The following is a 13,102-nucleotide window of genomic DNA, read 5'->3' on the forward strand; positions in this document are numbered from 1 at the left end:
GAATGTATCTACGAAATATTCCACCAGATACGTGAAAGACTCTCGACTTTGCGTACGACTCCTGCTATTCTCGGCACATGACGAACAGCGCAGATGACCTCAGGCAGGCGACGGATGCCGTCGCTCGCCTGGGCGCGTCCTGCGCCGACTACGAGGCCCTCGCCGACGCCCAGGTGCTCGCCGGTCAGAAGCAGATCGCGGCCGCCCGCCGTCTGCTCGAAACCCGTTCCGCGTGGATGGCGGCGACCATCGCCCGCCGGTCGCGGCCCGAGCTGGGCCACTCCGGTCTGGCCGCGCAGCAGGGCTTTGTCTCGCCCGAGGCCCTGATCCAGAAGGTGACCGGCTCAACCAGGAACGACGTGTACAAGCTCGTCGCGGTCGGAACGATGATGGCCGAGACCGAGGTGGCGGACAAGCTCATCGAAGCGGCACTGGAATCACCTGGCAGCGATGCCGGTCTCGTTGAGGCTTTCGTCGCGAAGGTGCCTTGGCAGGCCCCGATCGCCCGTGCCGTGACTGCGGGAACCCTCTCGGTCGATGCGGCCGAGTCGATCCGGGCGGGGCTGGGCCAGATCGACGCTGCGGTCACCGCCAAGAAGCTCGGCGATGCCCTCGAATCGCTCCTTGCGGAGGTCGCGTCGCTGAACGCGGATGAGGTTTTCAAGCGGGCAAGGCATCTGCGTGACCGACTCGATGAGGCCGGCATTGCCGACCGGGAGAAGCAGGCCCACGACGATCGTTTCCTGCGGGTGTACCGGCTGGGCAATGGCAACGTGCGCTTGAACGGGCTCTTCGCCCCCGAAGACGGTGAGTTCGTGCTCTCCACCTTCGACTCGATCACCAGCCCTCGCCGCGGCGGGGTGCGTTTCGTCGACAAAGACAAGGCCGCCTGGGCCAAACGCATGCAGGACGACCCCCGCAGCACCGACCAGATCGCCGCCGACGCCCTCGTGCAGCTGCTCAAGATCGCCGGAGAGGCCGATCAGGGCAAGGTGTTCGGTGGCCGCCGGCCCGCGGTGCGCGTCATCGCGACCGAGAATGTCATCAAGTCGGCCCGGCCGGACCATTCGGCCGACCGGACGGGCCAGCCGCTTCCCGGCCAAGCTGCGCAGGGCGCGCAGGGCGCACCGGTTCCCGCCGAACCGGCCGCGCACGGGCAGATCGAAGGCAACCCCGTCCCGATCTCGCAGAAAACCATCGACCGGCTGCTCTGCGACACCGGAACCCGCGGCATCCAATTCGACGACGCCGGACAGATCATCAACCTCGGCCGTGACGAACGCCTCTTCACCGAGGCCCAGCGCGCCGCGATGGGCGTGCGGGACGGCGGATGCCGCTGGGTGGACTGCGACAGATCACCCGCCTGGAGCGAAGCGCACCACATCAACGAATGGCTGAAGGACAACGGCTACACCGACCTCGCCGACGGGGTACTGCTCTGCCACCCCCACCACCTGCTGCTGCACAACCAACACTGGACCATCACCCGCACCGGCGCGGAATACTGGCTGCGGCCACCGATCGAGGTCGACCCGGACCACACCCTGATCGCACTGCCCAGCAAGCGGGCAACCCTGTAAACCGAAGGCTGGGCCGCAGGGTACGTTTGCGTCTTTGCGTCTTTGCGTCTTTGCGTCTTTGCGTCTTTGCGTCTTTGCGTCTTTGCGTCTTTGCGTCTTTGCGTCTTTGCGTCTTTGCGTCTTTGCCGGTTCGTCTCGTCCGGCAGCGGGGTTCCGGAGGACGAGGCCCCAGGGAGGTCGGTGTCGGGGAGGCCGTTTCCGTAGCGGGACCCGGGGCGGAGGGTGTAGCGTCACCACCGAGATTCGGGTCCCAGGGGGCGCGCGCCGTCGCGGCCAGGGTGGGAAATAGGAGCAGGGGAACCACCAGCATCCGTCGCAGTGAGGAATGTCGGAGCGTCATCTTCATTCCCGATCCGCGTCCCGGTGAACCGGTGGACACGGTAGGTCAGGGCGCACTTTCAGGGCGGTTCATACCTCGGCGGTCTCCACGACAAGACCATCGGTCGGCACAGCGTGCACATCCGCGGGTAGCAGGGGAGACTCTGCGAGAGCGAGGCGACGGGCCGCGAGCCAGCCATCCAGATCGTGCGCGGAAACCGGCTGCGACAGATGGAAGCCCTGCGCGAAGTCGCAACCGAAGCCAACCAGCTGGTCGTAGGCGGCCCCGTTGTCCACCCCCTCGGCCACCATGCGCAGCCCCAGGCTGTGGGCGAGTGCGATCGCCGACGACACGAGGGTTGCTGCACGTTCGCTCTCGGCCATGGGGAAGACGAAAGACTGATCCAGCTTGAGCTCATCGATCGGCAGGTCGCGCAGATAGGCCAGCGAGCTGTAGCCCGTTCCAAAGTCGTCGACGGAGATCCGGATGCCCTGCTCGTGCAACCGGGTCAGGATGCTTCGAGCCCGATCGCGGTCGTTGAGGAGGAATTCCTCGGTGATCTCCAATGCGAGAGCTGATGGTGGCAGACCGCGGGCGGCGATCATGGCGCCGATCCGGTTTGGCAGCTCAATGTCCACCAGGGACGAGGCTGACAGGTTCACGGCGATGGTCAGAGGATGCCCCTGCGCCTGCCAGACGCCGGCCTGATCCAGCGCCTCGCGCAGAACGACCTGCGTCAGGGAGTGCATCAGCCCGGCCTCTTCGACGATAGAAATGAACTGATCGGGCAGCAGCAGTCCACGTGTGGGGTGGTCCCAGCGCACGAGGGCCTCGACGTCGCGCACCACCCCGGTGCCGAGGTCGACCTTCGGCTGATAGTGCAGGACCAGCTGGTCATCGGTGAGTGCGACGCGCAGTTCCGCCAGGGTGCGCAATCGGATCTCACCGTGGCTGTCGTCGTCGCTGTCGTACACGTGGTGCCCGCCGCGGCTCGTTTTCGCCTTGTACATGGCCATATCGGCCTTGCGGAGCAACGCCGTGAGATCGGAGCCCTGGTCGGGAAACAGGGAAATCCCGATACTGGCGCTGGTCTGCAGCGTAATGCCCTCGAGCAGGAACGGCTCGGCCAGGGCGGCGCGCAGTTTGACGGCAACCGTCACGGCATCCTGCCGGCCGGAATCCGTGAGCAGGAGAGCGAACTCGTCGCCGCCGAGCCTGGCCAACAGGTCTCCCGAGCGCAACTGTCGGCTCAGACGGATGCCGACCTGAATCAGCAGTCGATCACCAACGTCATGGCCGAGGCTGTCGTTGACCTCTTTGAACCGGTCCAGGTCCAGCAGGAGCAGGGCGCCCTTCCGGCCCTCGCCATCGGCGAGGCGCGTGGGAACATCCGCGTTGAAGGCACGACGATTGCGCAATCCGGTGAGGTCATCGGTTCGGGCCAGTAGGTTCAGGACCCGCTGTCGGCCGACCAACGGCACCACTGCCACCGCCATGGTGGCACCGGCCAGCGCCACCGCGAAGTTGGACACCGGCATTTGGCTGGCCAGGATCAGCACGCCGAGTCCGGCCACCGTGGACACCAGCGGAACCGCCAGAGCGGACACGGTCCTGGTCGCAGCCGTGCGATCCGGCACCGGGCGGGGGCGGGCGGAGTCATCCACCCAGAGAGCGATCAGCGCAATTCCGACGTTCCAGCTCGCGTCGAGGGGGGTGCCGACCAGATAGTCGTCGCCCTGCAGGGCGACGACGGTGTCGGCCCAGGCGATGACCACCAGGCCGGCAACGAGCACAATCCAGCGCAGGCCGCCTTCCCGGCCGTGCGATGCCACGATCCCGGCGATGGCCGCCACCACCAGAAGGTCAAGCAGCGGGTACGCGGCTGTGATGGCGGAGCCGAGGCTCAGTGCGTTCGTGGCAACGGTGTCCAAGATCGGACTGAGGATGACGGCCAGAACGGCTGCCGCCCCCAGGGAACCGACGGCGCTATCGAGGAAGACGGACCAGGCCGACCCGCGCAGCTGCCGATTCACGAGCACTCCCAGCGCCCCGAGCAGCAGCACGTAGAACAGAAGGTAACCGATGTCGGCCGGCGAGGTGAGCGGCGCATTGCCGTCGGCTTCCGTCACGACGAGGTAGTAGCTGTCACCCAGGGCGTTCGCGGTGAGTGCGGCGGTGGAGAGGACCACCACGACGTTTCCTCGCCCCACCCGGTAGACGGCGGCGAAGCCCACGAGCACTGGCGCCCACACCGAGAGCATGGACAGCCAGCCGTCAACCAGTGGGCTGAAAATCTCGTCTTTCAGGGCGAGGCCGAGGGCATAGGCGACCACCAACACCAGCATGAGCGTCAGCGCTCCGATGCGGAACCGTTCGCGGGTGCCGCCGGTCATGGCAGGGCCGCCGCGTTCAGTCGGGCAGTCAGCCAGTCATCGAGTGCCGCGGCGGGGATGGGGCGCGACATGAAGTATCCCTGGGCGAAGTCGCATCCGTAGCGCACGAGTTCGTCGTAGGAGACGCCGTTCTCGACTCCCTCGGCGACCATTTTCAGGCCGAGGCCGTGCGCCAGGTCGATAGTGGAGGCAACCAGGGCTGCGGCCCGGGCGTCGTCCGCCATCGGGAAGACGAAGGACTGGTCGAGCTTGAGTTCGTCGATGGGTAGGTCGCGCAGATAGGCGAGAGAGCTGTAGCCCGTGCCGAAGTCATCGACGGAGATCTTGATTCCGCTGGCGCGCAACCGAGTCAGGATGTCCCTGGCACGGTCCCGGTCGGCCATCAGGAAGTCCTCGGTGATCTCGAGCATCAGGACGGTGGCCGGCAGGTCTCGGGCCGACAGCATGGTCCCCACGCGTTCGGGCAGGTCGCCGTCGATCAGTGAACTGGCGGACAGGTTGACCGCGACCGTCAGTGTGCGTCCCTGGGCCGCCCAGAGCACGGACTGGTCCAGCGCCTTGCGCAGAACCTCCTGGGTGAGCGCGTGCATGAGGCCGGCCTCCTCGACCAGGGTCAGGAACTGGTCGGGGAAGAGAAGACCTCGCTCCGGGTGCTGCCAGCGCACGAGGGCCTCGACGCCGGAGACCGAACCGTTCTTGAGGTTGATCTTCGGCTGGTAGTGCAGAATCAGCTGGTCTTCGGTCAGGGCCAGGCGCAACTCCTGCAGCGTGCGCAAGCGGGCGTCACCGTGGCGGTTGTCCACGCTGCGGTAGACGTGGTGGCCGCTGTGAGTCGACTTAGCCTTGTACATCGCCATATCGGCCTTGCGCAGCAGCGCGGTCAGGTCGTCGCCCTGATCGGGATAGAGCGCGATGCCGATACTCACGCTGGTCTGCAGGGAGATGCCTTCCAGGGTGAACGGCTGGGCCAGCGTGGCGCGCAGTTTGGCGGCCACGGTCTCGGCCTGCGCCTGTTCGGAGTGCTCGAGAAGGATGGCGAACTCGTCACCGCCCAACCGCGCGAGCAGTTCACCAGGCCCCAGCCCGAGCTGCAGGCGACGGCCGACCTGCACCAGCAGTCGGTCCCCGGCATCGTGCCCGAGACTGTCATTGACCTCTTTGAAGCGGTCCAGGTCGAGCAGGAGCAGCGCGCGTTTCGGACGCGTGTCGGCGGTCAGCCGTCTCGACACTTCGGCGTACAGGGCCCGCCGGTTCGGCAGACCGGTCAACTCGTCGGTTCGGGCCTGGCGCCGCAGGGCCATCTGCCGGGACACCAGCGGAACGGCCGCGAGCGCCATGGTGGCGGCGGCCAGCCCGACCGCGAGGGGGGAAACCGCGGTCTGGCTGGCGAGGAGCAGCACGCCCAGGCCGGCCGCCGTCGACACCGCGGGCATCGCCAGCGCGGCGAGGCTGTGACTGGAACTGTTCTGCGCCACAGAGGGGCGCGATGCGGCATCCGCCCACAGAGCGATCAGGGCCAGACCCACGGCCCAGCCGGCGTCGAGCGGAGTGCCCAGAACGTAGTTGGACTTGAGCATGATGAAAACGAGGCCGGTGGCCGTGAATATCAGCAGGCCGAAGACGAGAAGGATCCAGCGCCGGCCGGCCACCGGGCCCTGCGACGTGGTGACCGCAACGACGACGGCAACCAGCAGCAGGTTGAACAACGGGTAGGCGACGGCGGTGGAGATCGCCGTGTTCGCCCCGGCCGCGTCGAGGGCGTTGGCCACAGGGCCGAGCAGCACGGCCAGAACCGAGGTGGTGCCGAGCACCCCGATGGTGCTGTCCAGCACCACCGACCAGACCATGCCGCGCAACCGGCGGCGCAACAGGATGGCAAGCACGGCCATCATGAGGGCGAAGAACACCGCGTAGCCGAAGTCGCTCGTCTGGTGCCACTCATCGGCGCCTCCCCAGATCAGCAGGGCCAGGGAGAAGGAGTCGGAGAGCGCGATGACGGAGACGGCCACGGCCGTCAGAACGAGTTCAAGATGGCCGAATCCCGTAAGGCCTCCCGAACCCGACAGGGCTCGGCTCCGCGCCCCTCCGCGCACCACGGCGGCCCAGCACACGGCGACCAGGGACCACTTCGCCAGCGATGCCAGCACTCCATCGACGAACAGGCTGAAACCCGTATCGGGCACGAGCAGCCCGATGACGTAGAGGCACAGGAACGTGGACATCAGCCAGGCCAGCCACGATCCAGACCTAGATAAAAACCCACTGAGTAGGCGCCCGTAGTGCGCCCCTGACTTGACCTGCACGGAACCCCCACGTTATCTCGGTTCAGATTAGCAGCGGCGGGGGCCTGACGACCCACCGACCCACGCAAATGGGGGTGGCAAACCGTCGGGGACCAGCAGTCGGTCCGCCGTACCATGGGAGGGAGTGTCCGACGAGCTGGAGGCAATCATGACGGTACTGGTGGGTTTTTCAAGCAAGTACGGTGCCACCGAGGGAATCGCCGAGCGCATCGCCCGCAGACTGCGGGAGGCCGGCCAGGATGCTGTGGCCCGACCGGCCGCATCCGTCGACAAGGCCGACACGTACGATGCCTTCGTGATCGGCAGCTCCACCTATATGGGGTCATGGCGCAAGGAAGCGACCGAGTTCGTGCGGCGCAACCGGGAACTGCTCTCAGGGCACCCGGTCTGGCTGTTCAGCAGCGGGCCGCTGGGCACGGCCGGCAAGGATGCGCAGGGGCGCGACCTGCTCAAGGAGAGCGAGCCGAAGCAGTTCGAGGAGTTCAGCGAGGCCCTCCAGCCGCGCGGCATGCAGGTGTTCTTCGGCGCCCTCGACCCGCGCGTGCTCGGCCGCCGTGACCGGCTTGTGCGGCGCATCCCGAGCGGGCTCGAGCTGCTGCCCGAAGGGGATTTCCGCAACTGGGCCGCGATCGACGAGTGGGCGGCGGGCATCGCCCGAGAGCTTCGCGGCGAGTAGCAGGGGCTGCGCGCACGGGCGCCGAAGTGGCGGCCTCGGTCGCTAGCGCTCGAGCAGACCGCGGATGTCGTCGGCCGTGAGGCTCTCGCCGAAGCCGCCGACCGCGCCGGCGTCATCCGCAGCGGGATGGCCCGCTGCCCCGGCGCCCGGTGCAGCGGCGCCCGCTGCCGGGTCGCCGAGAACCGAGTCGAACAGCTCGGCCTTGCGCTTCTGCAGGGCCATCACCTTCTCCTCGATGGTGCCGGTGGCGACCATCCGGTAGACCATCACGTTGCGGGTCTGGCCGATGCGGTGGGTGCGGTCGATGGCCTGAGTCTCGGTGGCCGGGTTCCACCACGGGTCGAGGAGGAAGACGTAGTCCGCCTCGGTCAGGGTGAGGCCGAACCCGCCGGCCTTCAGACTGATCAGGAACACCGGCTCGGCACCCGACTTGAACCGGTCGATCACCTCGGAACGGCGCAGGGTCGACCCATCGAGGTAGCAATAGGGGATGCCCCGGGCGTCGAGCCGGGCGGCAGCCTTCTTCAGATAGCTCGTGAACTGGCTGAAGACCAGGGCGCGGTGGCCTTCGGCAACCACATCGTCGAGCTGGTCCAGCAGGGCGTCGAGTTTGCTCGATGGCACCCCAGCGTATTTCTCGTCGACCAGGGACGCGTCCAGGCTGAGCAGCCGCAGCAGGGTCAGGGACCGGAACACGATGAAGCGGTTCTTGTCGAGGTCGTCGATCAGGCCGAACAGTTTCTGCCGTTCCCGCTGCAGGTACGTGTCGTACAGAGCGCGGTGCCGCGGGTTCAGCTCGATCTCGAGCAGCTGTTCCTGCTTGGGCGGCAGCTCGGGCGCCACGAGCTCCTTGGTGCGCCGCAACAGGAGGGGGCGGATGCGTCGTCGCAGTCGGGCGAGCACCGCCGGTGTGTCGCCGCGCTCGATCGGGCGCACGTACTCCTCCGTGAAACGGCGCAGCGACGGGAACAGGCCCGGCGCGACGATCGTGAACAGGGCGTGCAGCTCAACCAGGTTGTTCTCCATCGGCGTTCCCGTGATGGCGAGCTTGAAGGGCGTCGTCAGCTCGCGCGCGCACCCATGCGCCCGGGAGGTGCTGTTCTTCACGAACTGCGCCTCGTCCAGGATCAGACCGGCCCAGCCGTGGGCCTGGTAGGCCGGGAAATCGAGACGAAACAGGGCGTAGGAGGTGACGATGACGTCGGCGCCGGCCGCAGCATCCGTCAGCGTGGTCCCTCCGGCGGCCTGGGTGGCCGTGATCACCCGCACGTCGAGGCCGGGCGTGAAGCGCGCGGCCTCGGTGCGCCAGGTGGCGACGACGGATGTCGGGGCCACCACCAGGAACGGGAGCCGGACGCCCGGCTCGGACGGCTGGGTCTGCTCGGCGGGCTGCGCGGTGGCGTGCGCCAGCAGTGCGAGCGTCTGCAGGGTCTTGCCGAGGCCCATATCGTCGGCGAGGATGCCGCCCAGCTTGTGCTGCCAGAGGAAGGCCAGCCAGGCGAAGCCGTGAGCCTGATAGGGGCGCAGGGTGGCGCGCAGGTCGAGGGGCAGCAAGGGCGGCTGAACGGGCCCGGCCGGCCCCGTATGCTCGAGCAGCCCGGACACGGCCGCTCGCCAGGCCACGGCCTGCTCAGTGTCGTCGGCGAGGTCCTCGAAGTCGTGCCAGAGAGCGGCCTGGTAGCGGCTGATCCGCAGACCGGTGTCCCATTCGGTCAGAGCGCGGGCTTCCGTGATCAGTTCGTGCAGACGCTCGAACGCGGGCTGCCGAAGCGAGAGGTAGCTGTTGTCGACGAGCAGCAGCTGGGCATCCCCCTTGGCGAGGGCCTTGAACAGCGGGCCGAACGGCACGCTCCGACCGTTGACCGTGACGATCACGCCCAGGTCGAACCAGTCCCGCTGGTCGGTCTCCACGGTGGTGATGGTCAGCTCGGGCGTCTCGGTCAGCTCACGGTAGTCGGGGCGCCGGCCGCGCACGTCCACGCGGAGGCCGGACTGCCGCTCGAGCCGCGGCAGTAGGCGCTCCGTGAATTGGGCTGCGTCGACGCCGCGAAGGGTGACGGATGCAGCGGTCGGCGCCGCGTCGGCACGGCCGGCCTCCGCGAGCAGCCGGGTGACGCGCTCGTGCACGACCTGCTCGGCAGGCTCGTCGCGGGTTCCGGTGCCGGAGTCGGGCTTGTCACGGGGTTCGCCACCCGGGCCGGTGCCGGGCGCCGGGACTGTGCCCGGCGTGGTGCCGCCGGGCGCCGGGACTGTGCCCGGCGTGGTGTCGCCGGGCGCCGGGACAGTGCCCGGCGTGGTGTCGCCGGGCGCCGGCAGCAGTGGCAGTCGGGCGAGAAGGGCACCCTCGCGGTACTCCCAGTGCCAGCCGAGCTCCAGCGACTGCCTCGGCCGGAACTGGGCCGTGAGCACGAGCAGGGGCGGGTCGGCCTGGGGGAAGCGCACAGAGGCATCCGTGCTGGTGATCGGGAGGGCGCGCCGCAGGGTCGGATAGAAGTCCGTCAGGAACTCGGCCACCTCGTCGCCGGGCACCAGGGCGAAAGCGGGTCGGCTGAGCAGCCGGCGTTGCTCAGCCGTGAGCGGTGTCGCGGACGGGGCGAGGGTGAACACCGGGCGCGGCCCGAGCAGATAGCCGTAGACGCCGTGATCGCCGATGGCCCCGGCCTGATCGGAGGGGTGCGGCACTCCGTCGAACAGGAGCCGGGTGGTCAGCCGCAGCCCTGCGGCGTTTGAGCTGGTGTCGGTATCGGGGCTGGTGTCGGCGCTGGCATCCAGGCTGACGTTGGCTGCGCGGCCCACGCTGACCGTGGCATCCTTTTTGCTGCCCGCGAGGTGCAGCCCGAGCGCTGCTGCCTCGTCGAAGAGGGTCCACAACAGCGGGCTGTCGAAGTCGTCAAGGTAGAGCCAGTCCGTTTCCTGACTGGTGTACACGCCGCGCACGGCCCGGTGCAGGGCGACGACCTGGCTCAGCCAGCGGTGGTGCTCGGGCTTGAGGTTGAGACGGTTGCGGTGGAAGGCCAGCTGGTTCCAGGATCCCGGCGTGTGAACCCAGTTGCCGCGGGCACTCCTCATGACCGGGCGCACCCCGAGACGGATGTCGCCGGTGCCCGGCCGCAGAATCGTGACGGGCCGGGCCGTCGCGCCCCGCCAGCGTTCGCCCGTGCGCGGAGTCTGTTCGCGCAACTCGAACTGGAGGCCCATCGGCACAGTTGGTTCGGCGCCCGGATCCGGTTCGCCGGACGTCGGTGCGGCGATCTGCTTCCAGTCGGCCCGCGCCTGGGGATACCCGGCGTCAGACATGGCTCCATGCTCTCACGCGGCAGCGAACGACGAGCGCCGCCTCCGGTGGAGAACCAACTCGACGGAGATTTTGCTCCAGAACTGCCGTTTCGGGCTGTTTGGCGATGATTTGGTCAGAATCACCGTCGAATTCGTTAGGGGCGCGACGCCGTGGCGGTGATGCTGCCGTCCGTGTCGCCCGACGGATGTGCCTGTGCTGCATCGATAATCCAGGCGAAGTCGAACGCCGCCTCGCGCCACCGGCTGTAGCGGCCGGACACCCCGCCGTGGCCGGCCGACATCTCCGTTTTCAGCAGTGCATCCGCTCCCACCTCGCGCAGCCGAGCCACCCACTTGGCAGGTTCGACATACAGCACCCGGGTATCGTTAAGGCTGGTCACGGCCAATATTCGCGGGTAATGCGTGTCGCGGACGTTTTCCACGGGGGAGTAGCCACGCATATAGGCGTACACCTCGGGGTCGTGCAGCGGATCACCCCACTCGTCCCACTCGATCACGGTCAGCGGCAGCGACGGGTCCAGGATCGACGTCAACGCGTCGACGAAGGGAACGCCGGCCAGGATGCCCGAGAACAGTTCCGGGGCCAGGTTCGCCACGGCGCCCATCAGTAGTCCGCCGGCGCTGCGGCCCTCGGCGACGAGCCGGTCGGTGGAGGTGTCGCCCCGATCGATCAGGTGCCGGGCGCAGTCGATGAAGTCCGTGAAACTGTTGCGCTTGTGCAGCTTCTTACCGTTCTCGTACCAATCGCGGCCGAGTTCGCCGCCGCCGCGCACGTGGGCGATCGCGAAGATCATGCCTCGGTCGAGCAGGCTGAGCCGGGCGATGCTGAACGACGGGTCGATGCTGATCTCGTAGGAGCCGTAGCCGTAGAGCAGGGTCGGGGCAGGCTCGCCCGGCGTGACCAGGTCGCGGCGGTAGACGAGCGAGATGGGGATGCGTGTGCCGTCGGCCGCTGTGGCCCACTCGCGACGCTGCTCGAACAGGCTCGGGTCGTAGTGTCCGAGCACGGGCTGCTGCTTGAGCAGGCGGCGCTCGCCGGTGGCGACCACGTGATCGTAGACCGTCGACGGTGTGACGAAGCTCGTGTAGCCGAGACGGATGGTCGGCTGTTCCCACTCGGGATTGGCCGACGTGCCCACGGAATACAGGGGCTCCTCGAAGGCGAGCTCGACGAAATCGAGGGTGTCGCCGCCCGTCACGCCGCTCACTGCGACGCGGGTGAGCCCGTCCCGACGGTATTCGGCCACCACGAAGTCGCGGAACGCGTCGACGTCTTCCAGGCGCACGGCGGGGTCGTGGGGCAGCAGCGTTCGCTTCGCACCCTGCGGTTCCGCAGCGGCGACGCTGACCAGTTCGAAGTTGACTGCGTGGTCGTTGTGCACGACCAGCAGACGGTCCTCACCGCCCAGCACGGCGTGCTCCACGCCGTACTCGACGCCGTCCCGTCGCGGCCAGACCACCGCGAACTCGCCGGTCGGGTCGGTGGTATCGAGCAGCCGGGTCTCGCTGGTCACACTCGAACCGGCCTCGATCAGCAGGAACTTGCGGCTGCGGGTGAGGCTGATGCCCACCCAGAACCGTTCGTCGGGCTCGTGGAAGACCCTGGCGTCGGTGGAGGTTGCGGTACCCACTTCGTGGCGCCACACGGTGTCGGGCCGCCAGGCGTCGTCGACGGTCGTATAGAAAATGTATCGCCCGCTCGGGTCGAACAGGGCACCTTCGCCGGTGTTCGAGATCTCATCCGAGAGGGTCTCACCGGTGGCGATGGTGCGCACCCGTAGGGTGTATCGCTCGTCGCCCTCAGTGTCGACGGCGTACAGCACCCGGTTCCCGTCGACGCTCACATCGGTGCTACCGAGCGAGTAAAAGTCGTGGCCTGCGGCCTCGGCGTTGTCATCGAGCACGATCTGCTCGTCCGGCAGGCCCACGGTGGTTGGCTCCCCGGGATTCTGCTCCGGCAGCACGGGCGGGGTCCAGGCGTCGTCGGCCGCGATGGGCGCGCGGCAGTGGATGCCGTACTCCTGTCCCTCGACCGTGCGGGTGTAGTACCACCACTGGCCTTGACGTACCGGAACGCTGAGGTCGGTCTCCTGGGTGCGGCCCTTGATCTCCTCGAAGATCTGCTCCTGCAGCACGGACAGGTGCGCGGTACGGGCATCCGTGAACGTGTTTTCGGCTTCGAGGTGTGCGATCACCTCGGGGTTGTCCTTGTCGCGCATCCACTCGTAGTTGTCGGTGAACACATCATTGTGAAAGCTGCGCTGCTGTGGTTTCTGGGCCGCGCGCGGAGGAGTGGTCATGGCTCCCAGCGTAGTTGCGAGGGAGTCTGAGGTCGGCAGGCAGCGTGCAGTTCATCACTGGCCGCGTTGACGGGCCACGATAGGCGCTCGTGCTCGCGTGTTCGAACGTCTCCGACGCGGCCAGGACCACGGACTCGGCCGAATGGGCCGTCACTCCGACGGCCCACTCGGGGAAGGTGTCGATAATCACGGAGCAGTCGACGTGCTTTCCTTTGATCGGGCCGGGCAGTGTGG

At 67.7% G+C, this 13,102-nt stretch carries 6 protein-coding genes; 2 read left to right on the forward strand and 4 right to left on the reverse strand.

The window, feature by feature from the left end:
- Positions 1 to 77 precede the first annotated feature (77 nt).
- Positions 78 to 1,580 carry a DUF222 domain-containing protein gene (locus E3O65_RS15075; protein ID WP_134364543.1) on the forward strand — a complete coding sequence of 501 codons (1,503 nt, stop codon included), beginning with the start codon at positions 78 to 80 and terminating at the stop codon, positions 1,578 to 1,580.
- 408 nt (positions 1,581 to 1,988) lie between these two features.
- Here the strand turns inward: E3O65_RS15075 and E3O65_RS15085 are convergent, their stop codons facing one another.
- Positions 1,989 to 4,292 (reverse strand): putative bifunctional diguanylate cyclase/phosphodiesterase, encoded by a 2,304-nt coding sequence (locus E3O65_RS15085; RefSeq protein WP_134364545.1) that lies wholly within the window; start codon positions 4,290 to 4,292, stop codon positions 1,989 to 1,991.
- The gene (locus E3O65_RS15090; protein WP_134364546.1) at positions 4,289 to 6,514 is read right to left on the reverse strand and encodes a putative bifunctional diguanylate cyclase/phosphodiesterase; all 2,226 of its coding nucleotides are present in this window, start codon (positions 6,512 to 6,514) and stop codon (positions 4,289 to 4,291) included. The genes E3O65_RS15085 and E3O65_RS15090 overlap by 4 nt, the downstream gene beginning before the upstream one ends.
- 205 nt (positions 6,515 to 6,719) lie before the next feature.
- Between E3O65_RS15090 and E3O65_RS15095 the strand changes: the two genes are divergently transcribed.
- The gene (locus E3O65_RS15095; RefSeq protein ID WP_241988668.1) at positions 6,720 to 7,271 is read left to right on the forward strand and encodes a flavodoxin domain-containing protein; all 552 of its coding nucleotides are present in this window, start codon (positions 6,720 to 6,722) and stop codon (positions 7,269 to 7,271) included.
- A gap of 42 nt (positions 7,272 to 7,313) precedes the next feature.
- Here the strand turns inward: E3O65_RS15095 and E3O65_RS15100 are convergent, their stop codons facing one another.
- Together E3O65_RS15100 and E3O65_RS15105 are read right to left on the reverse strand one after the other, a co-directional pair.
- Complete coding sequence (locus tag E3O65_RS15100; RefSeq protein ID WP_241985762.1) at positions 7,314 to 10,568, reverse strand: DEAD/DEAH box helicase; 3,255 nt, start codon at positions 10,566 to 10,568, stop codon at positions 7,314 to 7,316.
- A gap of 134 nt (positions 10,569 to 10,702) precedes the next feature.
- Entirely contained in the window at positions 10,703 to 12,868 is a 2,166-nt protein-coding gene (locus E3O65_RS15105) for a S9 family peptidase (RefSeq protein ID WP_134364548.1), read from the reverse strand.
- Positions 12,869 to 13,102: the final 234 nt, after the last annotated feature.

This window comes from Cryobacterium breve (assembly GCF_004402375.1).
GTDB classification, from domain to species: Bacteria; Actinomycetota; Actinomycetes; order Actinomycetales; family Microbacteriaceae; genus Cryobacterium; species Cryobacterium breve.